At 73.3% G+C, this 23,612-nt stretch carries 22 protein-coding genes; 13 read left to right on the forward strand and 9 right to left on the reverse strand.

Annotation, left to right across the window (positions count from 1 at the left end):
* Both GA0115242_RS01000 and GA0115242_RS01005 read right to left on the reverse strand, forming a co-directional pair.
* Positions 1-497: triphosphoribosyl-dephospho-CoA synthase (locus GA0115242_RS01000; RefSeq protein WP_176729715.1), on the reverse strand; the 497-nt coding region annotated here is incomplete at its 3' end.
* 223 nt (positions 498-720) lie between these two features.
* The gene (locus GA0115242_RS01005) at positions 721-1,164 is read right to left on the reverse strand and encodes an ATP-binding protein (RefSeq protein ID WP_093823464.1); all 444 of its coding nucleotides are present in this window, start codon (positions 1,162-1,164) and stop codon (positions 721-723) included.
* Between the two features lie 222 nt (positions 1,165-1,386).
* Between GA0115242_RS01005 and GA0115242_RS01010 the strand changes: the two genes are divergently transcribed.
* From GA0115242_RS01010 to GA0115242_RS01050, 9 genes are all read left to right on the forward strand, one after another.
* Complete coding sequence (locus GA0115242_RS01010) at positions 1,387-2,244, forward strand: hypothetical protein (RefSeq protein ID WP_093823466.1); 858 nt, start codon at positions 1,387-1,389, stop codon at positions 2,242-2,244.
* A 135-nt stretch (positions 2,245-2,379) separates the two neighbouring features.
* Positions 2,380-3,126 carry a YcnI family copper-binding membrane protein gene (locus tag GA0115242_RS01015; RefSeq protein ID WP_093823468.1) on the forward strand — a complete coding sequence of 249 codons (747 nt, stop codon included), beginning with the start codon at positions 2,380-2,382 and terminating at the stop codon, positions 3,124-3,126.
* Between the two features lie 80 nt (positions 3,127-3,206).
* Positions 3,207-3,860 (forward strand): SCO family protein, encoded by a 654-nt coding sequence (locus GA0115242_RS01020; RefSeq protein WP_093823470.1) that lies wholly within the window; start codon positions 3,207-3,209, stop codon positions 3,858-3,860.
* Positions 3,857-4,318, forward strand: coding sequence for a copper chaperone PCu(A)C (locus tag GA0115242_RS01025; RefSeq protein WP_093823472.1), 462 nt, complete (start codon positions 3,857-3,859; stop codon positions 4,316-4,318). Before GA0115242_RS01020 ends, GA0115242_RS01025 begins: the two co-directional genes overlap by 4 nt.
* 13 nt (positions 4,319-4,331) lie before the next feature.
* Entirely contained in the window at positions 4,332-6,371 is a 2,040-nt protein-coding gene (locus GA0115242_RS01030) for a copper resistance CopC/CopD family protein (protein ID WP_093823474.1), read from the forward strand.
* Between the two features lie 7 nt (positions 6,372-6,378).
* On the forward strand, positions 6,379-7,665 hold the full coding sequence (gene efeB / locus GA0115242_RS01035) for an iron uptake transporter deferrochelatase/peroxidase subunit (protein WP_093823476.1): 1,287 nt from the start codon (positions 6,379-6,381) through the stop codon (positions 7,663-7,665).
* Between the two features lie 191 nt (positions 7,666-7,856).
* Positions 7,857-8,789, forward strand: a complete 933-nt coding sequence (pheA, locus tag GA0115242_RS01040) for a prephenate dehydratase (protein ID WP_093823478.1) — start codon at positions 7,857-7,859, stop codon at positions 8,787-8,789.
* 548 nt (positions 8,790-9,337) lie between these two features.
* Positions 9,338-10,615 carry a serine--tRNA ligase gene (gene serS, locus GA0115242_RS01045; RefSeq protein ID WP_093823480.1) on the forward strand — a complete coding sequence of 426 codons (1,278 nt, stop codon included), beginning with the start codon at positions 9,338-9,340 and terminating at the stop codon, positions 10,613-10,615.
* Positions 10,612-11,430, forward strand: coding sequence for an HAD family hydrolase (locus GA0115242_RS01050; protein WP_093823482.1), 819 nt, complete (start codon positions 10,612-10,614; stop codon positions 11,428-11,430). The genes serS and GA0115242_RS01050 overlap by 4 nt, the downstream gene beginning before the upstream one ends.
* Before the next feature lie 203 nt (positions 11,431-11,633).
* Here GA0115242_RS01050 and GA0115242_RS01055 read toward each other — a convergent pair whose 3' ends face one another.
* From GA0115242_RS01055 to GA0115242_RS01075, 5 genes are all read right to left on the reverse strand, one after another.
* Positions 11,634-11,876 (reverse strand): SGM_3592 family protein, encoded by a 243-nt coding sequence (locus GA0115242_RS01055; RefSeq protein WP_093823484.1) that lies wholly within the window; start codon positions 11,874-11,876, stop codon positions 11,634-11,636.
* A 116-nt stretch (positions 11,877-11,992) separates the two neighbouring features.
* Entirely contained in the window at positions 11,993-12,712 is a 720-nt protein-coding gene (locus GA0115242_RS01060) for an ABC transporter permease (RefSeq protein ID WP_093823486.1), read from the reverse strand.
* A 9-nt stretch (positions 12,713-12,721) separates the two neighbouring features.
* Positions 12,722-13,633: an ABC transporter ATP-binding protein gene (locus GA0115242_RS01065; protein ID WP_093823488.1), complete on the reverse strand. Its 912-nt coding sequence runs from the start codon at positions 13,631-13,633 to the stop codon at positions 12,722-12,724.
* Positions 13,630-14,547, reverse strand: a complete 918-nt coding sequence (locus tag GA0115242_RS01070; RefSeq protein WP_093823491.1) for a hypothetical protein — start codon at positions 14,545-14,547, stop codon at positions 13,630-13,632. The genes GA0115242_RS01065 and GA0115242_RS01070 overlap by 4 nt, the downstream gene beginning before the upstream one ends.
* Positions 14,537-15,499 carry an ABC transporter ATP-binding protein gene (locus GA0115242_RS01075; RefSeq protein ID WP_093823526.1) on the reverse strand — a complete coding sequence of 321 codons (963 nt, stop codon included), beginning with the start codon at positions 15,497-15,499 and terminating at the stop codon, positions 14,537-14,539. The genes GA0115242_RS01070 and GA0115242_RS01075 overlap by 11 nt, the downstream gene beginning before the upstream one ends.
* Positions 15,500-15,769: 270 nt before the next feature.
* On the opposite strand from GA0115242_RS01075, the gene GA0115242_RS01080 reads away from it, so the two are divergent.
* The 4 genes from GA0115242_RS01080 to GA0115242_RS01095 all read left to right on the forward strand — a co-directional run bounded on the left by GA0115242_RS01080 (position 15,770) and on the right by GA0115242_RS01095 (position 20,780).
* Positions 15,770-17,527: an SDR family oxidoreductase gene (locus tag GA0115242_RS01080; protein WP_093823492.1), complete on the forward strand. Its 1,758-nt coding sequence runs from the start codon at positions 15,770-15,772 to the stop codon at positions 17,525-17,527.
* A gap of 375 nt (positions 17,528-17,902) precedes the next feature.
* Positions 17,903-18,451 (forward strand): RNA 2'-phosphotransferase, encoded by a 549-nt coding sequence (locus GA0115242_RS01085; RefSeq protein WP_093823494.1) that lies wholly within the window; start codon positions 17,903-17,905, stop codon positions 18,449-18,451.
* Between the two features lie 275 nt (positions 18,452-18,726).
* Positions 18,727-19,632, forward strand: a complete 906-nt coding sequence (locus GA0115242_RS01090) for an LLM class flavin-dependent oxidoreductase (RefSeq protein ID WP_093823496.1) — start codon at positions 18,727-18,729, stop codon at positions 19,630-19,632.
* A 278-nt stretch (positions 19,633-19,910) separates the two neighbouring features.
* The gene (locus tag GA0115242_RS01095; RefSeq protein WP_161352926.1) at positions 19,911-20,780 is read left to right on the forward strand and encodes an HAD hydrolase family protein; all 870 of its coding nucleotides are present in this window, start codon (positions 19,911-19,913) and stop codon (positions 20,778-20,780) included.
* Positions 20,781-20,793: 13 nt separating this feature from the next.
* Here GA0115242_RS01095 and GA0115242_RS01100 read toward each other — a convergent pair whose 3' ends face one another.
* Both GA0115242_RS01100 and GA0115242_RS01105 read right to left on the reverse strand, forming a co-directional pair.
* Positions 20,794-21,516, reverse strand: coding sequence for a M23 family metallopeptidase (locus tag GA0115242_RS01100; protein ID WP_093823500.1), 723 nt, complete (start codon positions 21,514-21,516; stop codon positions 20,794-20,796).
* A gap of 354 nt (positions 21,517-21,870) precedes the next feature.
* The gene (locus GA0115242_RS01105) at positions 21,871-23,553 is read right to left on the reverse strand and encodes a sensor histidine kinase (RefSeq protein ID WP_093823503.1); all 1,683 of its coding nucleotides are present in this window, start codon (positions 23,551-23,553) and stop codon (positions 21,871-21,873) included.
* Positions 23,554-23,612 lie beyond the last annotated feature (59 nt).

The following is a 23,612-nucleotide window of genomic DNA, read 5'->3' on the forward strand; positions in this document are numbered from 1 at the left end:
TGCGGGAACCCCGCGCGGGCCTCGCCGCGGGCGCCCGCCGCGCCGTACCTCGCGGAGATCGTCGAGCCCCGGGAGGGTCTGCGCGGGGCGCCCCGGTCGGGGAACGCGGCGAGGCCGCGGGCGGTCGCGGTCACCTCCGCCGCCGTCGTGCCCGGGGTGAGGGCGGCGGCCGCGACCAGGAACCCGAGCGTCCACAGCGCGCCCCGGTGGCCGCCGCCCGCCAGCCCCACCGTGTGCTCGGTGCAGCGGCCGATCGCGCCCAGTTCCGCGCGCAGTTGCGCGGTCGGCTCGCCGGTGCGCCGGGCGGCCGCGGCCATCGCGGTGAGGCCGGGCGCGAGCGCCTTCGCCGACCAGCGCAGCGCGCCGTGGTCCCGGAGCGGGGCGCGGGCGCCGAGGTCGCGCGGATCGGGCAGCCCCGGCTTGGGGGCCAGGGCGAGCTGCCCGGTGAGCGCGCCGACGGCGGCCCGTGCCAGCTTCTCGTCCTCGCGGCCGGTCATGCCGTCGGGAGGGGGACGGCGCCGAGTCCCGCGGCCGGGCCGGTCACGGTGATCGCGCGGCGCACGGCGCCGGTCGAGCTGCTGTGGTTACCCGTCATGGACATGAAAGGTAGGGACACCGGCCTGTCAGCCGGATGAGACGTTCCGAGGAACGAGCTGTGAATGCCCGCGCGGCCGGACCCTGTCCGGAAACCCTCCTGCCCCAGGGGGATCGGAGGACCGGTCAGACCGCCATCAGCGGGGCGTCGTCCCGCCATTTCAGCATCTTGTCGAAGCTCACCACGGTGCCCCTGCGGCCCGGTTTGTCGCCGATGTGGACGTGGTCGGCCAGCTCCCGGATCAGACAGAGGCCGCGCCCGTGCTCGGCCTCCGGACGGGGCTGCCTGAGCGGGACGGCGGCGGTGAGGCCGGGGCCCGAGTCGGCCACCTCGATCCGGCACTTCTCGCCGTCGAGGTAGGCGGTCACCCGGTACGCCTCCGACGAGGTCCCGAAGCCGCCGTCGCCGTGCTCGACGGCGTTCGCGCAGGCCTCGGTGAGCGCGAGGGAGAGGTCGAAGGAGATGTCCGGGTCGACGCCCGCGGTCTCCATGGTGCCGAGCAGCAGCCGCCGGGCCAGCGGGACGCTCGCCGCCTCGCGCCTGAGATGGAGGGACCACCAGATGCTCATGTTCCAGCCTCCTGGCCGCGGCTCGACATACCGTTACCTATTGCCGCGAGCGGCCCCCCGTAAGCGCACGGGTGACGTGATACCGCCCATACGGCCGATGTGACGGCCGGGGAATCGGGGTATGTGCGGCGCCCGGTGGCAGAACACCATGTTCCGGGGCGCGGCCGACCTTGTGGACCTGCCGTGTGCGGGCCGTGGGCCCAGTGCGATGATGAGCCCGCCATGACTGCCCCCCGCACCCGCACGGCGCGCTCCGGGAGAGACCTCCGGATACTGAGGGCCGCGGTGTTCGCCGCGGTCTGCGTCGTGCTGGCTGCCGCCGGGCACACCCTGGCCGCCTGCGCCACCGTCCCGCCGTGGACGCTCCTCGCGGGCTTCCTCGGCGTCTTCCTGGTCACCGTGCCGCTCGCCGGGCACGCCCGCTCGCTGCCCGCCGTCGCCGCGCTGCTGGCGGTCGGACAGACCTCGCTGCACGTCCTGTTCGGGCTCGGGCAGCACACCGCCGGGTCGGGCGCCATGGCCGGGATGCCGGGGATGGCCGCGCCGTCCGCGGGCTCACCGGCCGCCGACACCACGCTCGTCTCACAGGCCGCGCGGCTCGTGTGCGGCGGCGCCGCCGCCCCGCTCAGCCCCGCCCAGGCCCGCAGGATCCTCACCGACGCCCGCCTCGACCCGGACGCGTTCACCGCGGGCCACCACACCGCGGACGCGCTCTCCCCGACGGCGTCGGGCGCGGCCGCGCTGCTGCCGTCGCTGCCGATGCTGCTCGGCCACGTCCTCGCGGCGATCGCCGCCGGATGGCTGCTGCGCCGCGGTGACCTCGCCCTGCTGCGGATCGTCGCCCTGTCGGCGGTCTCCGCGCACGCGGTCGCCGAGGCCGCCCTCGTCCGGTCCCTGCGCGCGGCGCTCACGCTGGTGCGCGCCCTGTGCGCCGGGCTCGTCGCCCCGCCCGGGACCGGCCCGCGCCCGCCGCGCGCCGACACCGACGCGCCGCGCGCCCCGCGGACGGCGGCGCTCCAGCACACCGTCGTCCGGCGCGGCCCGCCCGCCGCCCGCGGTCTCCTCACGCTCGCCGCCTGAGCGACGCGCCCTCCACCCGTCCGGTACGGAAGAGGCCGCCGTCGTGCGGCATCCACGCGCGCCCGCGTTCCCGCGGCCCCGCGCGCGTGTCCCTCTCCAGCACCTGACCTCACTCGAAGTGGAGTGCATCGATCCATGAAGGCTTCTCGTCGTCTCGCCGCCGCCGGCGCCCTCGCGGGCACCGCCGTCCTCGCCCTCTCCGCCCCCGCGTTCGCGCACGTCAGCGTGGCGCCCGAGGGCACCGCCGCCAAGGGCGGTTACGCGGTCGTCGACTTCAAGGTCCCCAACGAGCGGGACGACGCCTCGACCACCAAGCTCGAAGTGTCCTTCCCCAGCGACCACCCGCTGGCGTCCGTGATGCCGGAGCGCATCCCCGGGTGGACCGCCGAGGTCACCAAGTCCAAGCTGGCCAAGCCGCTGGAGATGCACGGGCAGAAGATCAGCGAGGCGGTCTCCAAGGTCACCTGGACCGCCGACGCCAAGAACGGCATCAAGCCCGGCTTCTTCCAGAAGTTCCCCGTCTCCCTGGGCACCCTGCCCGAGGACACCGACGAGCTGGTCTTCAAGGCCGTCCAGACGTACGACAACAAGGAGGTCGTGCGCTGGATCGAGGTCCAGGAGGACGGCCAGGAGGAGCCGGAGAACCCCGCCCCGGTCCTCGCCCTGTCCGCCGCGTCCGAGGACGGCCACCACGGCTCGGCCGCCGGGAAGACCGCGGACAAGGACGCCGGCTCCGCCGCGGACACCGAGACCGCCGCCGCCGACAGCTCCGCCTCCGGCAGCGACACCACCGCGCGCGTGCTGGGCGTCGTGGGCATCGTCGTCGGCGCGCTGGGCGTGGCCTACGGCGTCCTGGCCGGTCGTCGGCGTACCAACGCCTGAGGTCCAACCACAGCCGTCCCGCACCGGGGTCCGCCAGACCCCGGTGCGGGACGGAGCACTCACATCTGGGACATTTCGCTATGCGCAAGAAGACGTTCGCCGCGGCCGCCCTGCTCGCCGCCGCCACCCTGACCCTCTCCGCCTGCGGCAGCGGCGGGGACGGCGACTCACCCGTCGCCGTGGTCTCCGAGGACACCTCGCGGCAGGCCGCGACCATCCTCGACAAGCCGTTCGAGAAGCCGGACCTCGTCCTGACCGACACCAAGGGCGAGAAGTACGACCTCCGCGAGGAGACCGCCGACCGGCCCACCCTCGTCTACTTCGGCTACACCCACTGCCCCGACGTGTGCCCGCTGACGATGAACAACCTCGCGGTCGCCAAGAAGCAGCTTCCGAAGGCCGAACAGGACAGCCTGCGGATCGTGTTCGTCACCACCGACCCGGACCGTGACACCCCGTCCGAACTCGGCTCCTGGCTCAAGGGGATCGACCCGCAGATCGTCGGCCTGACCGGCGACTTCGACACCATCCAGGCCGGCGCCCGCACCCTGGGCATCTCCATCGAGCCGACCCACAAGGACAAGAAGACCGGCAAGACGGTCTCCGTGCACGGCACCCAGGTCATCGCCTTCTCCCCGAAGACGAACGGCGGTTACGTCCTCTACGGCGACGACGCCACCGTCGACGACTACACCAGGGACCTCCCCAAGCTCGTCAAGGGGGAGAACCCGTGAGGCACCCCGGCAGGTCCGCCGCGGCGCTGGCCGCCGTGCTGGCCGGGGCGTCCGCCCTGACCGCGTGCGGCGGCGCGGCCGACGACGCGAAGCCCGAACTGTCCGTCACCGCCGCCTACGTGCCGCAGCCCGTCTCCGAGATGGCCGCCGGTTTCCTCACCGTCGCCAACAAGGGCGGCACCGCCGACCGGCTCACCTCCGTCACCAGCGACGCCGGACCGGTCAGCGTCCACGAGACCGTCGGGCAGTCGATGCGCGAGGTCAAGAGCCTCGACGTGCCCGCGCACGGGCGGCTGGTGTTCGCGAGCGGCGGCAACCATCTGATGTTCGACAAGCTGGGACGGACCGTGCGGCAGGGCGACACGATCGACGTCGAACTGCACTTCGCCACGTCCGGCGCCGTGAAGGTCGAGATGCCGGTGAAACCCGCCACGTACAACCCGGCGACCGGCCACTGAGGGAGGGACCACCTTGAAACAGACCATCACCCCCCGCGTGCGGACCCTGATGCTGCTGATCCTGGCCGTCACCGGCATGCTCCTCGCCGGAGCCGGGCCGGCCTCCGCGCACGCCGCGCTGACCGGCAGCGACCCCGCCCAGGGGGTGGTGGTCGACAAGGCGCCCACCCAGGTCTCGCTCACCTTCTCCGAGCAGGTCGCGCTCTCCGACGGCTCGCTGCGGGTCCTCGACCCCAAGGGCGCCCGCGTCGACACCGGGAAGCCCGCCAACGTCAGCGGCACCACCTACGCCGTGCGGCTGCACAGCGGGCTCGCCGACGGCACCTACACCGTCACCTACCAGGTGGTGTCCGCCGACAGCCACCCCGTCGCGGGCGCCTACACCTTCTCCGTCGGCGCCCCCTCGCAGACCACCGTCAGGGACGTCGGCCAGGAGGTCGGCGGCGGGGTCGTCGGCTGGCTCTACGGCCTCGGACGGTATCTGTCGTACGCCGGGTTCATCGTCCTGGTCGGCGGCGCCACCTTCGTGCTCGCCTGCTGGCAGCGCGGCTCCGGATCGCGTCCGGTGCAGCGCCTCGTCGTCTCCGGCTGGCTCTCGCTCACCGTCGCCACGCTGCTGCTGCTCCTGCTGCGCGGCTCCTACACCAGCTCGGGCAAGGTCGCCGACGTCTTCGACCTGACGCTGCTCGGTCAGGTCCTGCAGACCAAGACCGGCGCCGCGCTCGTCTCCCGGCTGCTGCTGCTCGCCGCCGCCGCGCTCTTCGTGGCCGTCCTGTTCGGGGCGTACGACAAGCGCGAGGACGAGGAGAAGCGGGACCTGACGTTCGGGCTCGCGGTCGGCGGGGCCGTGGTCTCCGCCGGGCTCGCGGCGAGCTGGGCGATGGCCGAGCACGCCTCCACCGGGCTCCAGGCCGCCGTCGCCATGCCGGTCGACGTGGTCCATCTGCTGGCGGTGGCCGCCTGGCTGGGCGGGCTGTGCGCGCTCCTGGTCGCGCTCTACCGCTCGGAGACGCCGATCGAGGCGTCCGCCGTGCACCGCTTCTCGCGGCTCGCGTTCGCCGCCGTCGTCGCGCTCGTGGTGACCGGCGTCTACCAGTCGTGGCGCCAGCTCGGCTCCTGGTCGGCCTTCACCGACACCCGGTACGGGCAGCTCCTGCTGGTCAAGATCGCCCTGGTCGCCGTCCTCGTCGGCGTCGCGTACTTCTCCCGCCGGTGGACGGGACGGCTGGCCGAGACCGCCGCGGAGGCCGGGACGAAGGGCACTCGCTCCAAGGGCGCCGGGTCGAAGGGGACCGGGTCGAAGGAGGCCGACGGCGCCGGTTCCGGGTCCAAGGGCTCCCAGGGGTCAGGGGGGTCCAAGGGCGCGAAGGGAGCCAAGGGCGCCAAGGGGTCTGACGGCTCGGGCTCGGGCTCCGACTCCGGGTCCGGTTCCGACTCCGGGTCCGGGGGTGGTGGCTCCGTGCGGGCCGCTCAGCTCGCGCGGCAGCGGATCGCCGTGGACACCGCCCGGCAGAAGCGGCAGCGGGACGCCGACCCCGACCGGTCCGGGCTGCGCCGCTCCGTGCTGGCGGAGGCGGGGATCGCCGTGGTGCTGCTCGCCGTCACCACCGTCCTGACCCAGACCGAGCCGGGCCGCACCGAGGAGGACGCGAAGGCGGCCAAGGCGTCGGCGGCGTCCTCCTCGGCGTCCTCCTCCTCGGACCCCTCCGCGGGGGCGCTGACCCTGACGATGCCGTTCGACACCGGCGGCAAGGACGGCAAGGGCGTCGTCTCCGTCGACCTCGACCCCGCGCGCGTGGGCGGCAACGAGATGCACGTCTACGTCCAACGGCCCAACGGCCGCGCCTTCGACGTCCCCGAGGTGAAGGTCGCCCTCACCCTCACCGCGAAGAAGATCGGTCCGCTGCCCGTGGCGCCGGACCACATCACCACCGGGCACTGGTCCGCGAACGGGGTACAGATCCCGATGGCCGGTGACTGGAAGGTCGCCGTGACCGTACGGACCTCCGACATCGACCAGGTGACCGTCTCCAAGAACGCGCAGATCGGCTGAACGCACCATGCCCGACCAGTCCCTCCCGCAGACCCGCACCCCTGCGGAGCAGACGGCCCCGGCGGAGCCGCCCGTCCCCGGCGGGCGCCTCTCCCGGCGCACCCTGCTCGGCACCGCCGGCGCCACCGGGCTCGTGCTCGGCGCGGCCGGCGGCGCCGTGGGGTACGCGGCCCGGCCCGCCGAGGCCGTCCCGCTGACCGCTCTGGGCTCCGGGCGCGCGATGTTTCACGGGAAACATCAGCCCGGCATCACCGACGGCCTCCAGGCCAGCGGCCACCTCGTCGCCTTCGACCTCGCCCCGGGCGGGGGCCGCAAGGCGGCGGCCGCGCTGCTGCGCCGCTGGTCGGCGACGGCCGCGCGGCTGATGGCGGGCGAGGTCGCGGGCCACGGGGACACGGGCGTGGCCCGGGACGCTGGGCCGTCCTCGCTGACCGTCACCTTCGGCTTCGGGCACTCCTTCTTCGCCGCCACCGGCCTGGAGAAACAGCGCCCGGTGGCGCTCGACCCGCTGCCCGACTTCTCCTCCGACCGGCTCGACCGCAGGCGCAGCGACGGCGACCTGTGGGTGCAGATCGGCGCCGACGACGCGCTGGTCGCCTTCCACGCCCTGCGCGCCCTCCAGAAGGACGCCGGGAGCGCGGCCCGGGTCCGCTGGCAGATGAACGGCTTCAACCGCTCGCCGGGCGCCACCGCCCGTCCGATGACCGCCCGCAACCTGATGGGCCAGCTCGACGGCACCCGCAACCCGAAGCCGTCCGAGCCCGACTTCGACCAGCGGATCTTCGTCCCGTCGTCCGGCGAACCGGCCTGGATGGCGGACGGTTCCTACGCCGTCGTGCGCCGCATCCGGATGCTCCTCGACGACTGGGAGAAGCTCTCGCTCGCCGCCCAGGAGGGGGTCGTCGGGCGGCGCAAGGCGGACGGGGCCGCGCTGTCGGGCGGCACCGAGACGACCGCGATGGACCTGGACAAGACCGACGCGGCGGGCGATCTGGCCGTCCCGATCAACGCCCACGCGCGGATCACCCGGCCGGACCAGAACGGCGGGGCCGCGATGCTGCGGCGGCCGTTCTCCTTCCACGACGGCTTCGACGACGACGGCGCCCCGGACGCGGGCCTGCTGTTCATCTGCTGGCAGGCCGACCCGCTGCGCGGCTTCGTCCCCGTGCAGCGCAAGCTCGACCGCGGCGACGCCCTCTCGAAGTACCTCCGCCACGAGGCCAGCGGCCTGTTCGCGGTACCGGGCGGCGCGGCGGAGGGCGAGTACGTGGGGCAGCGGTTGCTGGAGGGGTAGGCGGGGCCCGCGAGAGCGCCGGGGGCCTCGCGGGTGCGTGTCGGCGGGGTGCCGTGCGGGTGCGGCCGCGGGGTGCCGGGGGACAGGGATCGCGCGGTGCCGGAGGCGGGGACGTCTCCCGGGTTCACCCGGGGGAGGGGTGCCGGTGAGACCGGTGAGCCGTGGGGGCGTGCGCCCATTAGGGTGAGGCCATGCCAGCGAGCTACGCGTATCTCGGCCCCGAGGGCACCTTCACCGAAGTCGCCCTGCGCACGCTTCCCGAGGCGGCCACCCGGGAGCTGATCCCGTACGTGTCCGTGCAGTCCGCGCTGGACGCGGTCCGCGTCGGCGACGCGGAGGCGGCCTTCGTGCCGATCGAGAACTCCGTCGAGGGCGGCATCACCACCACCCTGGACGAACTGGTCGCGGGCGACCCGCTGATGATCTACCGCGAGGTGCTGCTGTCGATCACCTTCGCGCTGCTGGTGCGGCCCGGCACCGAGCTGTCCGGGATCAAGACGGTCACCGCGCACCCGGCCGCCCAGCCGCAGGTCCGCAACTGGCTCAGGGCCAACCTGCCGGACGCCCTGTGGGAGTCGTCGGCCTCCAACGCGGACGGCGCCCGGCTGGTCCAGGAGGGCCGCTACGACGCCGCGTTCGCGGGCGAGTTCGCCGCCGCCCGGTACGGTCTGACGGCCCTGGAGACCGGCATCCACGACGCCGAGAACGCCCAGACCCGCTTCGTGCTGGTCGGCCGTCCGGCCCGGCCCGCCGCTCCGACCGGCGCCGACAAGACCTCCGTCGTGCTGTGGCAGCGCGACGACCACCCCGGCACCCTGCGCGACCTGCTCGGCGAGTTCGCGACCCGGGGCATCAACCTGATGCTGCTCCAGTCCCGCCCGACCGGCGCGGGGATCGGCAACTACTGCTTCTGCGTCGACGCCGAGGGCCACATCTCCGACCGCCGGGTCGCCGACGCGCTGCGGGGGCTCAAGCGCATCTGTCTCGAGGTGCGCTACCTCGGTTCCTACCCGCGCGCGGACATCGGCGTGGACGGCGCGCGCCCGCTCCACCCGGGGACGTCGGACGCCGAGTTCACCGAGGCGTCGGACTGGGTGGCCCGCTGGCAGGACGGTCGTTTCTGACCCGGCCCCCGCCGGTCACACCTGTCCTACCGGTAGATTTTCGTTATCCACAGGAGTTATCCACAGGTGGGCTTCTCGACCTGGGGACAAGTCGACAACAAAGCACCACTCGGTCGACAAATCGGCTCCCAGGGCCCACAGGGGCCGATCTCCGCTTCACTCACCCTTCGTCCACCTGTTTCCCCCTCGCCATCCTTTGGGGCGACCCCTTTCCACCTGAAAGAGGGGATGATTCCGGTTCGGGAGGGGAATTCCGCGCCCCTCGCCCGCGAATCGGAATGATCAATTCGGGTGTCCACAGATCTTCCACACACCCTGTGGATAACTTTTCGGACGCGGTGGATTCCTGTGGACAACGAGCAGCCAAGTCCCCTTCCCCACAAGGGATTCCGTCCGGCCGGGGTCAACCGGATGTCCGGCCGGTTACCCGTCCAGGGGGCGAGGCGGTCTTTTATTGACACGTGGAGTAATTCGCCCAAAACGTAACGTAAGCCACAGTTCGGAATGGCTGTCGTGGAGCGTCAGCGCGCACCGGTAGCCTGGACCGCGTGATTGACCTTCGCCTGCTCCGTGAGGACCCCGACCGTGTGCGCGCGTCCCAGCGCGCCCGTGGAGAGGACGTCGCGCTCGTCGACGCCCTCCTCTCCGCCGACGAGCGGCGCAGGTCGTCCGGCCTCCGCTTCGACGAGCTGCGCGCCGAGCAGAAGTCGCTCGGCAAGCTCATCCCCAAGGCCGACGCCGACGAGAAGGCCGAGCTGCTGAAGCGGGCGAGCACGCTCGCGGCGGACGTCAAGGCGGCCGACGCCGAGCGCGACGCGGCCGACGAGGAGACCCAGCAGCTGCTGCTCCAGCTCGGCAACCTCGTCCACCCGGCCGTCCCGGTCGGCGGCGAGGAGGACTTCGTCACCCTCCAGACGCACGGCACCATCCGCGACTTCGACGCGGAGGGCTTCGCGCCCAAGGACCACCTGGAGCTGGGCCACCTGCTCGGCGCGATCGACGTCGAGCGCGGCGCCAAGGTCTCCGGGTCCCGCTTCTACTTCCTGACCGGCGTCGGCGCCCTGCTGGAGCTGGCCCTGGTCAACGCGGCGATCGCGCAGGCGACGGCGGCGGGCTTCACGCCGATGCTGACCCCGGCCCTGGTCCGTCCGCAGTCCATGGCGGGCACCGGCTTCCTCGGCCAGGCCGCGCAGGACGTCTACCACCTCGACAAGGACGACCTCTACCTGGTCGGCACCTCCGAGGTGGCGCTCGCCGCGTACCACATGGACGAGATCATCGAGGCGGACCGCCTGCCGCTGCGCTACGCCGGCTTCTCCCCCTGCTTCCGCCGCGAGGCCGGATCGCACGGCAAGGACACCCGCGGCATCTTCCGCGTCCACCAGTTCGACAAGGTCGAGATGTTCTCGTACGTCTCCCCCGAGGACTCCGAGGCCGAGCACCAGCGGCTGCTGGAGTGGGAGAAGCAGTGGCTGACCTCGCTCGAACTGCCGTTCCGGGTGATCGACGTCGCCAGCGGTGACCTCGGCTCCTCGGCGGCCCGCAAGTTCGACTGCGAGGCCTGGATCCCGACGCAGGGCAAGTACCGCGAGCTGACCTCCACGTCGGACTGCACCGAGTACCAGTCCCGCCGCCTCTCGATCCGGGTCCGCGACGGCAAGCAGGTCAAGCCGCTGGCCACGCTGAACGGCACGCTGTGCGCCGTCCCGCGGACGATCGTCGCCCTCCTGGAGAACCACCAGCAGGCCGACGGCTCCGTGCGGGTGCCCGAGGTGCTGCGCCCCTTCCTGGGCGGCCGCGAGGTCCTGGAGCCGGTGGCCAAGTGAGCACCAGCGGGCTTCCCTACCGGCTGATCGCGACGGACCTCGACGGCACGCTGCTGCGCTCCGACGACACGGTCTCCGGCCGCACCCGTGACGCCCTCGCGGCGGCGACGGACGCCGGTGCCGCGCACATCGTCGTCACCGGCCGGGCCGTCCCGTGGACCCGGCACGTCCTGGACGACCTCGGCTACCAGGGCCTGGCGGTCTGCGGTCAGGGCGCGCAGGTCTACCACGCGGGGGAGCACCGGCTGCTGACGTCGGTGACGCTCGACCGGCAGCTCGCGGGGGTCGCACTGGCCAAGATCGAGGCCGAGGTCGGGCCGCTGTTCCTGGCGGCGAGCCGGGACGGCCTGGACGGCGAGGTCCTGGTCGGCCCCGGGTACGCGCTGGTCGGGAAGCTCCCGGTGAGCCCGCTCACCGATGTGGGTGACCTCTGGTCGGCCCCGCTGAACAAGATCTACATCCAGCACCCGACGCTCTCCGACGACGAGTTGGCCGACGCGGCCCGGCAGGCCGCCGGGGGCTTCGTGACGGTCGCGATGGCGGGCGCGGGGATAGTGGAACTGCTGCCGCTGGGCCTGTCCAAGGCCACCGGGCTCTCCCTCGCGGCCCGCCGCCTGGGGCTGAAGGCAGCGGACACCATCGCCTTCGGCGACATGCCCAACGACGTCCCGATGTTCGCCTGGGCCGACCGCGGCGTGGCCATGGCCAACGCCCACGCCGAACTGCGCGCGGTCGCCGACGAGGTGACGGCCTCGAACGACGAGGACGGCATCGCGGACGTGCTGGAACGCCTGCTGGAACAGACGGGACGCTAGCCGTCGGGTCCGGCCCAGCTCGACGCCCCGGCGGGCCCCGCGTGCTTGGCCGGGTCCCGCGTGCTTCGGCGGGCCCCGCGTGCTTCGGCGGGCCCCGCGTGCTTCGGCGGGCCCCGCGTGCTTCGGCGGGCCCCGCGTGCTTCGGCGGGCCCCGCGTGCTTCGGCCGGGGCGCCTTCGTGGCGGCCCCGGCCGGTGCGTGTCCCTACCGGCGCCGCCACTTGCGGCGCCTGGCCTTGCTGAAGAACCAGCCCGCGGGCGGCTCGTCCGAGCGCCAGGGCTGCGGTTCGGGTGCCTCGGTGCGCCAGCGCGCGGCGAGCATCCGGGCGCGGGCGGACGGCTCGGTCGTCCCGGCGGCGCGTATGAAGTCCTCGTCCAGCACGACGTCGTCCGGAGACTCGCCGTCGACGCCGTCGTCATCGTCGCGGCGGTCCGCCTGGTCTGCCATCCCCGTCCTCCCGGCCCGCTCTCCGTCGTCGTCCGCCCGTGTCCGTGTCGTCCCCTAGGCCCAGTGTGCCTCTACGAGGGTGAAGAACCCGTCAAGAACGGTCGGGAACGGACACCTCACTCCTCGCCCGCCAGCGTCAGCGAGCGCAGCTTGTGGCCCGCGAACCAGGTGGCCAGGACGGTGACGGCGACCAGCAGGACGGTCGCCGTGGTCAGCCCGACGTCGGAGGTCACCAGGTCGCCGCCGGCCACCTTCTGGGCGACCGCCAGCGACCACTGCTGGACGCTGAGGGTGCGCGCGCCGGGCACCAGCGAACCGAACAGCGCCTCCCAGACCAGCGCGTAGACCAGTCCGAAGACGACCGCGTGCCGGGAGACCGTGCCGAGCAGCAGGAACAGCGCCGCGTAGGCGATGGAGGAGACCAGCGCGGCCACCGTGTAGGCGACGGCGATCTGCTGGCCGTTGCCGTTGAGGACGAGCCCGGCGAGCAGCGTCGGCAGGGCCGAGAACACCATCGTCACGCCGATCGCCACGATCAGCTTGGTGAAGATGATCGTGGACCGCTTCAGCGGCTTGGAGAGCAGGTAGACGACGGAGCCGTCGTCGATCTCGGGACCGATCGCGCCGGTGCCCGCGATGACGCCGATGATCGGCACCATGGTGGCGAGCGCGAGCCCGCCGAGCAGGTCGGCGGCGGTCTGGTCGTCGGCTCCGGCGATGGCGCGCACCACGGCGGAGAGCACGATGAGCAGCAGCGGCAGGGCGCCCAGGATGAGGGCGCGGCGGCGGCCGAGCAGGGCCCGGTAGGTGAGGCGGGCGACTGTGGGGTCGTACATCGTGGCCTCCTACGCCGTGACCAGGTACGAGAAGACGGATTCGAGGGACTCGTCGGACGGCGACACCGTGAGCAGCCGGATGCCGTGGTCCCGGGCGACCCGGGGCAGCAGCGCGGTGAAGCGGCCGAAGTCGACGGCCTGGACGCGCAGCGCGCCCTCGGCGAGGTCGACCTCGATGGCGGCCGTCGACAGGTCGGCGATGAGCGCGGCGGCGAGCGCCCGGTCGTCGCTGGAGCGCACCAGGTAGCGGTGCGGGCGGTCGGTCATCAGGCGGCGGATCTTGCGGAAGTCGCCGCTGGCCGCGTGCCGTCCGGCGACCATCACCTCGATGTGCCAGGCGAGCTGCTCGACCTCTTCGAGGATGTGCGAGGAGAACAGCACGGTGCGGCCCTCGTCGCCCATCCTGCGCAGCAGTTCCATGAGCTGCATGCGCTGGCGCGGGTCCATGCCGTTGAAGGGTTCGTCGAGCAGGAGCAGCGACGGGTCGTGCACCAGGGCGCTGGCCATCTTCACGCGCTGGCGCATGCCCTTGGAGTACGTGGAGATCTTGCGGTCCTGCGCGTGCTCCATCTCGACGGTCGCCAGGGCCCGCTGCGCCGCCTTGTCGCCGAGGCCGTGCAGTTCGGCGTTGGCGACGACGAACTCGCGCCCGGTGAGGAAGTCGTACATGGCCTCGCGCTCGGGGACGACGCCGATGTGGCGGTAGATCCCCTCGTTGCGCCAGACCTGCTCGCCGTCGAGGGTGACGGAGCCGGTGGAGGGGGCGAGGAAGCCGCCCATCATGTTGATGAGGGTGGACTTCCCGGCGCCGTTGGGGCCGAGGAGGCCGGTGACGCCGGGTCCGATGGTCATGGTGACGTCGTTGACGGCGACCACGTTGCCGAACCAGCGCGAGACGTGGTCGATGGAGAGTGTGGTCACAGTCCGACCTTCCGGTAGCGGCGCATCAGGAGGCCGTAGCAGGCGGCGATCAGGCCCAGCACGACCAGGACGTAGACGGCGCCCTCGCCGTGTCCCGGGCCCACCCCGCCGGGGAACGACGAGCTCGCGCCGAGGAAGGCGGTCTGGAGGCCGTCGATGAGGGTGACGGGCGAGAAGAGGCCGATCCAGGGCACGGAGCCGGTGGCGTCCTGGGTGTAGGCGATGGCCTGGAGGGTGGAGACGGCGCCGTAGGAGATCGTCATCACAGCGATGACGGCCGCGATGCCGAAGCCGCGGCGCGGTGTCATCGACGCGATGACCAGGCCGATGCCGGCGAACAGGAGGGAGAGCAGTGTCACGGAGACCAGTCCCTGTGCGAATGCCGTGGTCTGATCCGCGAAGTCGAGTTTGGCCAGCAGCGCGCCCACGTACAGGACGAGCAGCGGGGTCGCGGTGAGGACGAACAGCGCGGAGGCCAGCGCCGCGTACTTCGCGCGCACGTAGTCGGCGGTCTCGATCGGCCGGGAGAAGTACAGCGGCACGGTCTTGAAGCGCAGGTCGCGCGAGACGGCCTGGGGCGCCTGGGAGGCGATGTACAGGCTGATGACGGCCTGGAGGAAGATCGCGTACCGGGTGTAGTCGACCGGCAGGTCCTTCAGCTTGGTGGCGACCGTGACGGCGATCATGATGGCCGCGGGCACGCACATCACCACGAACAGCAGCATCGGCAGCACCTTGGACTTCGCGGAGCGGCCGAGGCCGTAGGCGCCGCGCAGGGACTGCGAGTAGAGCGACCGGGTGGCGTAGGCGCGGCCGAGCCGCGGGCCGTCGTAGGAGCGGTAGCCGATGTTGTGGATGCGGGTCTGGTCGCCCTGGACCGGTACCGGTGCGGGCGTGGGCTGCTCAACCGCCATGGCCGACCGCCTCCTTGCGCTGTTCGTCGCTGTCCCGGAAGACCTCCGCGATGTGGTGCCTGCGCTGCTCCATGCGCACCAGGCCGAGCCCCAGCTCCGCGACGACGTCGCGCACCAGGTCGTACGTCTCCTCGCCGGGCGCGGTGAGCAGCAGGATGTGCCCGGCGCCGGGGAGGCCGCTGTTGTCGTGCGTGTCGACCCCGCGCGCGTGGAGCGCGTCGCGCACCGCCCGGGTGCCGTCGGGGTGGTCGTCGGTGTCGGTGACCTCGATCGCGAGGGTGGTGGTGATCTGGGTGAAGTCGGTGGTGGAGCTGGAGCGCAGGAGCTTGCCGCCGTCGACGACGATGACGTGGTCGCAGGTGCGTTCCAGCTCGCCCAGCAGGTGCGAGGTGACCAGCACGGAGATGCCGAAGTCGGTGTGGATGCGGCGGATCAGGCCGAGCATCTCGTCGCGGCCGACCGGGTCGAGGCCGTTGGTCGGCTCGTCGAGGAAGACCAGCTGCGGGTCGTGGACCAGGGCTTGGGCGAGCTTCACGCGCTGCTTCATGCCCGTCGAGTAGCCGCCGATGGGCCGGTAGCGCTCCTCGTAGAGGCCGACGTGGCGCAGGGTGTCGGCGGTGCGCTCGCGGGCGGCGGTCGGCGGCAGCCCCGACATGCGGGCCATGTGCACGACGAACTCGGTGGCCGAGACGTCGGGCGGCAGGCAGTCGTGCTCGGGCATGTAGCCGACCCGCTCGCGGATGGCGGGACCCTTGGTGGCCACGTCGAGTCCGAGCACTTCGGCGCGGCCCTCGGAGGCGGGGGACAGACCCAGCAGGATCTTGATCAACGTGGACTTGCCGGCCCCGTTGGCTCCGACGAGCCCGGTCACACCGGGTCCGACGGCCACGGAGAGCCGGTCAAGCGCGGTCACCCGGGGGAACCGCTTGCTCAGGCTTTCGGTCGCGATCACAGTCACGTCGTCGACGGTAGTGACGCGCGCCACCCGGGTCGTCAGCCCGGAGGGCCGTCTTCGTGTCCCACCTCAGACGTAGGGAACCCCTAGGGATCCCCTGCCTGAGAGTTATCCACAGCCGCGCGGCGCGCTATTGACGCCGTCTCCAACAACTGCCACATTCGCCGGTGTCACGTTACCGACGCGTAGGGCACGGGTCGGGCGTGCGGGACCGGTCCGTGCGGCCGATGACGATGCGCCGCGCCCGCGGCGCCGGGCGGAGGAGAAGTGACGGTGCTGAGGGGCGCGCGGGAGCGCCGGGTGCGGACGGGCGGCATCGAGCTGTGCGTGGCCGAACTGGGCGAACCGGGGCGGCCGGTGGTGGTGCTGGTGCACGGCTATCCGGACAGCAAGGAGGTCTGGTCGGAGGTGGCGGCCCGGCTGGCCGACCGCTTCCACGTGGTGCTGTACGACGTCCGCGGCCACGGCCGTTCCTCGGCGCCGAAGCCGTTGCGCGGCGGGTTCACCCTGGAGAAGCTGACCGACGACTTCCTGGCGGTGGCCGACGCGGTCAGTCCGGACCGTCCGGTGCACCTGGTCGGGCACGACTGGGGCTCGGTGCAGTCCTGGGAGTTCGTCACGGTCGAGCGCACCCGGGGCCGGATCGCGTCCTTCACCTCGATGTCGGGGCCGTCCCTCGACCACTTCGGGCACTGGATCGACCGGCGGCTGCGCAGGCCCACCCCGCGCCGCGTCGGACAGCTCCTCGGCCAGGGCGCCAAGTCCTGGTACGTGTACCTGCTGCACACGCCCGCCCTGCCCGAACTGGCCTGGCGCGGCCCGCTCGGCAAGCGCTGGCCCGGCATCCTGGCACGGGTCGAGAAGGTGCCCGGCGGCCCCTACCCGACCTCCTCGCTGCCCGAGGACGCCGCGCACGGCGCCTGGCTGTACCGCGACAACGTCCGCGCCCGGCTGCGCAGGCCGCGCGCCGACGCCTACGCGCACGCGCCCGTGCAGCTCATCACGCCCCAGGGCGACGCGTTCCTGTCGGAGCACCTCTACGACGACCTGGAGCAGTGGGCGCCCGCGCTGGTCCGCCGTACCCTCCCGGCCAGGCACTGGGTCCCGCGCACCCGGCCCGACCAGGTCTCCGCCTGGATCACGGACTTCGTCACCTCGGTGGAGTCCGGGCGCCCCGAGCCGCGGCCCACCGGGAGCAACGGGCAGCGGTTCGGCGGGCAGTTGGTGCTGGTGACCGGCGCGGGCAGCGGTATCGGGCGGGCGACGGCGGTCGCGTTCGCGGAGGCGGGCGCGCGGGTGATCGCCGTCGACCGGGACGCGGAGTCGGCCGCCCGCACCGCCGAACTGTCGCGGCTGGTCGGCGCCGCCGGCGCCTGGGCCGAGACGGTGGACGTCTCCGACGAGACGGCCATGGAGAAGTTCGCCGAGCGCGTGCGCGCCGAACACGGCGTGGTGGACGTGCTGGTGAACAACGCGGGGATCGGCCTCTCCGGTTCCTTCCTCGACACCAGCGCGGAGGACTGGCGCCGGGTCCTGGACGTCAACCTCTGGGGTGTCATCCACGGCTGCCGTCTCTTCGGGCGGCAGATGGCCGAGCGCGGGCAGGGCGGCCACATCGTCAACACGGCGTCGGCGGCGGCGTTCCAGCCCTCCCGGCTGCTGCCCGCGTACAGCACCTCCAAAGCCGCGGTGCTGATGCTCAGCGAGTGCCTGCGCGCGGAGCTGGCGGGGCGCGGCATCGGGGTCAGCGCGATCTGCCCGGGGCTGGTCAACACCGGCATCACCGCCACCACCCGGTTCGCCGGGGCGGACGCGGAGGAGGAGAAGCGGCTCCAGAAGCGCTCGACGCGGCTGTACGGGCTGCGCAACTACCCGCCGGAGAAGGTCGCGGAGGCGATCATGCGCGCGGTGGTGCGCAACGAGGCGGTCGTCCCGGTGACCCCCGAGGCCCGCGTCTCGAAGCTGATGGCGCGCTTCACGCCGGGTGCCCTGCGGGCGATGGCGAGGCTGGACCCTTCGCGGTGAACGGCGACCCCGGCCCCGGACTGTCTCCTGACGACGAGCCCCCAAGGGCGCTCGGTGGGGTTCGAGTTGCGGGCCCGGGGGTTGTTGAGGCGGCGTCCCACCGGGGCAACACGGGCCGTGGACAGCCCGGTCGGGCCGGAACACGCGGCGGCTTTCTCGGTCCGGCCTTCGAACGCGCGGTGCGGGCAGTCGCGTTGGAGCGACTTGACGCAAGTCACGCCAGAACAGATGATCTTGACGAAATCCCCTGAATCGGCAGGCCAGTTGTCCACAGTTTCGCCAAATCAGCTGTGGATAACCGCACTTGGCTGTGGATCAAACATCCGAGACAAAATCGATCGCGTGACACGCGTCTCTCCCGGCACCCTGGAGGGCATGGACGAGCGACGCGCCGTGAAGGTGTCGAAGTACCTGTCGAAGCATCTGCGGCACCAGCCGGAACGGATCGGGCTCACCCTCGACGAGGGCGGCTGGGTCGAGATCGACACGCTGCTCGCGGCGGTGGAGTCCCGCGGGTTCCGTCTCACCCGCGAGGAGCTGGACCACGTCGTCGCGACCAACGACAAGCAGCGCTTCGCCGTGGAGGGCACCCGCATCCGGGCCAGCCAGGGCCACAGCGTCGACGTCGACCTCGGACTCGCCCGTGCGACCCCGCCGCCGTACCTGTACCACGGCACCGTGGCGCCGTACCTGGACGCGATCCGCGCGGAGGGGCTGCGGCCGATGGACCGGCACGACGTGCACCTCTCGGCCGACCGCGAGACGGCGACCCGGGTGGGCGCCCGCCGCGGACGGCCCGTGGTGCTCTCCGTGGACACGGGCGCCATGCACCGCGACGGCCACGTCTTCCAGGTCAGCGCCAACGGCGTCTGGCTCACCCGCTCCGTCCCGGCGCGCTACCTGCGGTTCCCGGCCGCGCACTGACGGGCGGGGCAGCGGCCGGGGTCGTGGATCGCCGGAAGGTGCCTCCGAGCGGCGGCAGCTCCGGACGGGGGCATCGAGCGATGGCCGTCCGGGCGGACGACATCAAGCGGCGGTCGCTCCAGGGGGCGGCCTGACGGCGGGGGTCGCTCCGGGCGGGAGCCTCTACCGGCGGTCGCTCCAGGAGGCGGCCTGACGGCGGGGGTAACTCCGAGCGGGGGCCTCAAGCGGCGGTCGGTGTTTCACGTGAAACACGGTCGGCCGCATAGTCTCGGACCATGAGCCTGCGTCTGAGCACCGTGATCCTCCCCTACCGCCGCTGGCAGGAGGGCTCGCGCGCGGCCTGGCAGCGCGCGGAGCAGCTCGGCTTCCACACCGGCTACACCTACGACCACCTCTCCTGGCGCACCTTCCGGGACGGCCCCTGGTTCGGCGCCGTACCGACCCTCACCGCCGCCGCGGCCGTCACCGACCGGCTGCGCCTGGGCACGCTGGTGACCTCGCCGAACTTCCGCCACCCGGTGACCCTCGCCAAGGAGCTGATCTCCCTGGACGACATCTCCGGCGGACGCGTCACCCTCGGCGTGGGGGCGGGCGGCACCGGCTTCGACGCCACCGTTCTCGGCCAGGAACCGTGGACCCCGCGGGAGCGGGCCGACCGGTTCGCCGAGTTCGTTCCGCTGCTCGACCGGCTGCTGAGCGAGGACGCGGTGACGTACGCGGGGGACCACTACTCGGCCCACGAGGCCCGCAACATCCCCGGCTGCGTGCAGCGGCCCCGGCTGCCCTTCGCGGTGGCCGCGACCGGACCGCGCGGCATGCGGCTCGCCGCCCGCTACGGACAGGCGTGGGTGACCACCGGGGACCCCGCCCTGTACGAGGAGGGCACTCCCGAGCAGTCGCTCCGGGCCGTCCGCGGGCAGATCGAGAAGCTCGCCGTCGCCTGCGCGGAGGTCGGGCGGGAGGCCGCCGACCCGGAGCGCGTCCTGCTCACCGGGTTCACCCCGGAGCGCGCGCGGCCGCTGGAGTCGGTCGACGCCTTCGTGGACTTCGCCGGGCGGTACCGGGAGCTGGGGATCACCGAGATCGTCGTCCACTGGCCGATCCCGGACTCGGACTTCGCCACCGACGAGAAGGTCTTCGAGCGGATCGCCCAGGAGGCCCTGCCCCAGCTCGGCGGCTAGCCCCCCGGGGGGGGGAAAGCCGGTCGGGAGGGTGGGCCGCCGTCCTTTCGGTGGCGGGTGGGCCGTCGTCTTTTCGGCAGTGGGTGGGCCGCCGTCCTTCCGGTGGGGTGCGGACCGTCGGCCCTCCGGTGGAGGCCCGTCGGTGCCTGGGATTCCTGGGCGCAGGCGGGCTGTGGCGCCCCGCGGCTCCCTCGCGGCGGACCGTCGCCGGGGGCGGTAATCACTCACTTGTGCGGGCTCGTGCACGGTCGTGCGGACATGTGCGGGAGAATGACCGGGTGACCTCAGCGACCCGAGAGACCGAGAGCCCCGCCGCCGCCCTGCCGCCGCGGCTGATCGCCACCGATCTGGACGGCACCCTGCTGCGGGACGACAAGTCGGTCTCCCCCCGCACGGTCGCCGCCCTCGCCGCCGCCGAGGAGGTGGGCATCGAGGTCTTCTTCGTCACCGGCCGCCCCGCCCGCTGGATGGACGTGGTCAGCGACCACGTGCACGGCCACGGCCTGGCCATCTGCGGCAACGGCGCCGCCGTCGTCGACCTGCACGGCGGCCCCGGCGCCCACCGCTTCGTGAAGGTGCGCGACCTGGCCAGGGAGAACGCGCTGGACGCCGTCCGGCTGCTGCGCGACGCGGCGCCCGGCACCGTGTACGCCGTCGAGCAGACCTACGGCTTCTACCAGGAGCCCGCGTACCCCAAGATGCACCTGGAGATACCGGACAGCCTCGCCCCGGCCGAGGAGCTGCTCGCGCCGGACGCGCCCGGGGCGGGCGAGCCCGTGCTGAAGATCCTCGCCTTCCACCCGACGATCGACCCGGACGCCTTCCTCACCCTGGCCCGCCTCGCCATCGGCGACCGCGCCAACGTCACCCGCTCCAGCCCCAGCGCCCTGCTGGAGATCAGCGGTCCGGGCGTCTCCAAGGCCAGCACGCTCGCCCTGAGCTGCGCCGAGCGCGGTATCGCGCACACCGAGGTCGTCGCCTTCGGGGACATGCCCAACGACGTGGAGATGCTCACCTGGGCGGGCCGCTCGTACGCCATGGGCAACGCCCACCCCGACGTGATCGCCGCGGCCTCCGGCCGGACCGTCGCCAACAACGACGACGGCGTGGCCGTGGTCATCGAGCGGCTCCTCGCCGAACACGGCTGATCCCGGCCGCCCCTCACCGCCCGGACCCGTCGAGCCGCACCCCGCGCGCCTCCAGCCACGGCAGCGGGTCCACCGCCGAGCCGTACTCCGGGGTGCCCCGCACCTCGAAGTGCAGGTGCGGTCCGGTGGAGTTGCCGGTGGTGCCCGACTGGCCGATCCACTGTCCGGCGGCGACCCGGTCGCCCCGGTCGACGGTGACGGCGGCGAGGTGCGCGTACTGCGTGCAGACACCGCCCTGGTGCCGGACCACCACCTCGATCCCGAAGGCGCCCCGGCAGGACACCCGCACCACCCGGCCCGCGCCGACCGCCCGCACCGGCGTACCGATCGGCACCGCGAAGTCCTGCCCGGTGTGGTGCCGCGCCCACCGTTCGCCGCCGCTGCCGAACCCCGCGGAGAGGTCGTACGACTCCACCGGCGCCACCCACGCCGCCGCCGACCGCTCCCCGGGCTGGTCGAGCCGGACCGCGCCCCGGCAGGCACCGGCCGCGACCGAGGCGTCCGCCCTGCTCTGCAACTGGTCGCGCGCCGCGTCGAGTTCGCGCCGTACCGTCTCCTGCCGTCCCCGGTCGTCCTGGCGGGCGGCCACCGCGGACTCCGCGTAGAGCCGGGCCACCCGCGCGCTGACGTCCGAGCCGCTGCCCGCGCCGCCGCCGTCGTCGGGACGGACCGCGAGCACCACACAGGCGCAGATCAGAACCGGAACGAGCAGCGGGTGGCGGCGATATGAGCGCATGTCAGCGATCCTGACCCGGCCCCGCGCCCCGGTCCTGTTCAAGGGGTGCGCCCGGGGGACACGCTGCTGCGGACGGGTCACGGCGCCCCACCGCGCGCGACACCTCCCGCAACACGACGGCACACCGGCCCCGACAACGCCCGGACCGCGACGGCACACGGCCCATGACGACTCGGCCCACGACGACTCCCGGCCCACGACGGCACACCACCCGCGACAACTCCGGGAGGACGGCCGCGGTCCCGCCACGGTCACGGTCGCGGCCCGGCCACGGTCACGGCCACCCCGCCACGGTCACGCCGTCGGGGCCGCGCCATCGCCGCCGTGGTCGCGGTCACGCCGTCACGGTGGGGCTCAGTACGGTGCCTGCCACACCACCGTGGTGCCGCCGCCGCTCCCGCCGTCGCCCGGCCCGTAACGGCTCTCGCCGCCCAGCGACTCCGCGCGCCGCCGCAGGTTCTCCAGGCCGCTGCGCCGACCGCCCTCCGGGATGCCGACGCCGTCGTCCACGACCGTCAGCCGCACCCCGGGCCGCCCGTCGGGCAGGGTCGCCGCCGCGTCGACGACGACCTCCGCCCGGGAGGCACCGGCGTGCCGGAAGACGTTGGACAGCGCCTCACGCAGCGCGGCGACGAGGTTCTTGCCGGTCAGGTCGCCCACGGCGGTGTCGAGCGGCCCCACGAACCGGTGGCCGGGCGTGAAGCCGAGCGGCACCGCGGCCATGGCGATCTCCCGCAGCACCCGCTCCCGCAGCCCCGACGGCGCCTCGGCGGACCCCTGGTGCAGCGCGAAGATCGCGGTGCGGATCTCCTGGATGGTGACGTCCAGCTCCCCCACCGCCCGTCCCACGCCGTCGCGGACCTCGGGCGCCACCGCACCCCGCTGCGCGCCCTCCAGCATCAGCCCGGTGCCGAACAGCCGCTGGATCACCAGGTCGTGCAGGTCCCGGGCGATCCGGTCGCGGTCCTCGAACACGGCGAGCCGCTCCCGGTCCCGCTGCGCCTCCGCCATCATCAGGGCAAGCGCCGCCTGCGAGGCGAACTGCGTCCCGAGCGTGCGCTCGGCCTCCGTGAACGGCCGCCCACCGGGCGCCCTCGGGGTGACGAGAGCGCCCAGCACCCGCCCCCCGCTGCACAGCGGCAGCATCATCACCGGGCCGTAGCCGCGCGCGGGCCCGGTCCTGGTGCGCGCGTCGGTCGCCGGGTCGTCCACGAACACGGCCCGCCCCGCGCGGAGTTCGCGGACGAACCCGTTCTCCGCGGGCACCACGGTGCCCAGCGTGCCCGGCGGCAGCTCTCCGGCCACCGCGACGATCTCCAGGCCGCCCTCGGCGGGCAGCAGCACGATCCCGGCCGCCGCCCGGGACAGCCGCCAGGTCTGTTCCGCGACGACCTGGAGCGCCTCGTCCGCGTCCCCGCCGGAGAGCAGCGCGGTGGTGACCGCGACCGACCCGTCGATCCACCGCTCACGCTGCTGGGCTGCCTCGTAGAGCCGGGCGTTGCCGACGGCGATCCCGGCCTCGGCGGCCAGCACCCGCACCAGGTCGACATCGTCGTCGTCGAACGGTTCGCCCCCGCGCTTCTCCGTCAGGTACAGGGTGCCGAAGACCTCGCCCTGGACCCGGACGGGCAGGCCGAGGAAGGTGTCCATCGGGGGATGGTGGGCGGGGAGGCCGCCGGAGCGGGGGTCGGCCGCGAGGTCGGTGAGCCGGACCGGCCCCGGTTCCCCGGCCAGGGCGCCGAGCAGGCCGCTGCGGCCGTCCGGCAGCCGCCCGATCCGGCGGGTGGTGGCCGGGTCGACGCCGTGGTGGACGAAGTCGGTGAGTCCGTCGCCGTCCTCGTCCATGACGCCGATGGCCGCGTACCGGGCGCCGGTCAGCTGTGCCGCCGTCGCGCAGATCCGCTCCAGCGTGGCGTGGAGTTCGAGCCCGCTGCCGACGGAACGCATCGCGTCCAGCAGCCGCGTCAGCCGAGCGCCCGGTCCGGCGGACGGGGGTCCCGGGGGCGGCGGGGACGGAGGCGACGGGTCCGGGGACATGGACCGAGCGTAGTAACTCCCTTTTGTCCGGGAAAGTCGAGCCGCCCGCACGGGGGCGC

This window comes from Streptomyces sp. SolWspMP-5a-2 (genome assembly GCF_900091845.1).
Taxonomy (GTDB): domain Bacteria; phylum Actinomycetota; class Actinomycetes; order Streptomycetales; family Streptomycetaceae; genus Streptomyces; species Streptomyces doudnae.

Bases quoted from the DNA above. Each gene is read 5' to 3' on its own strand.
- GA0115242_RS01005 (WP_093823464.1), bottom strand. From the start codon at position 1,164: ATGAGCATCTGGTGGTCCCTCCATCTCAGGCGCGAGGCGGCGAGCGTC.
- GA0115242_RS01010 (WP_093823466.1), top strand. From the start codon at position 1,387: ATGACTGCCCCCCGCACCCGCACGGCGCGCTCCGGGAGAGACCTCCGG.
- GA0115242_RS01015 (WP_093823468.1), top strand. From the start codon at position 2,380: ATGAAGGCTTCTCGTCGTCTCGCCGCCGCCGGCGCCCTCGCGGGCACC.
- GA0115242_RS01020 (WP_093823470.1), top strand. From the start codon at position 3,207: ATGCGCAAGAAGACGTTCGCCGCGGCCGCCCTGCTCGCCGCCGCCACC.
- efeB (WP_093823476.1), top strand. From the start codon at position 6,379: ATGCCCGACCAGTCCCTCCCGCAGACCCGCACCCCTGCGGAGCAGACG.
- pheA (WP_093823478.1), top strand. From the start codon at position 7,857: ATGCCAGCGAGCTACGCGTATCTCGGCCCCGAGGGCACCTTCACCGAA.
- GA0115242_RS01055 (WP_093823484.1), bottom strand. From the start codon at position 11,876: ATGGCAGACCAGGCGGACCGCCGCGACGATGACGACGGCGTCGACGGC.
- GA0115242_RS01060 (WP_093823486.1), bottom strand. From the start codon at position 12,712: ATGTACGACCCCACAGTCGCCCGCCTCACCTACCGGGCCCTGCTCGGC.
- GA0115242_RS01070 (WP_093823491.1), bottom strand. From the start codon at position 14,547: ATGGCGGTTGAGCAGCCCACGCCCGCACCGGTACCGGTCCAGGGCGAC.
- GA0115242_RS01085 (WP_093823494.1), top strand. From the start codon at position 17,903: ATGGACGAGCGACGCGCCGTGAAGGTGTCGAAGTACCTGTCGAAGCAT.
- GA0115242_RS01090 (WP_093823496.1), top strand. From the start codon at position 18,727: ATGAGCCTGCGTCTGAGCACCGTGATCCTCCCCTACCGCCGCTGGCAG.
- GA0115242_RS01100 (WP_093823500.1), bottom strand. From the start codon at position 21,516: ATGCGCTCATATCGCCGCCACCCGCTGCTCGTTCCGGTTCTGATCTGC.
- GA0115242_RS01105 (WP_093823503.1), bottom strand. From the start codon at position 23,553: ATGTCCCCGGACCCGTCGCCTCCGTCCCCGCCGCCCCCGGGACCCCCG.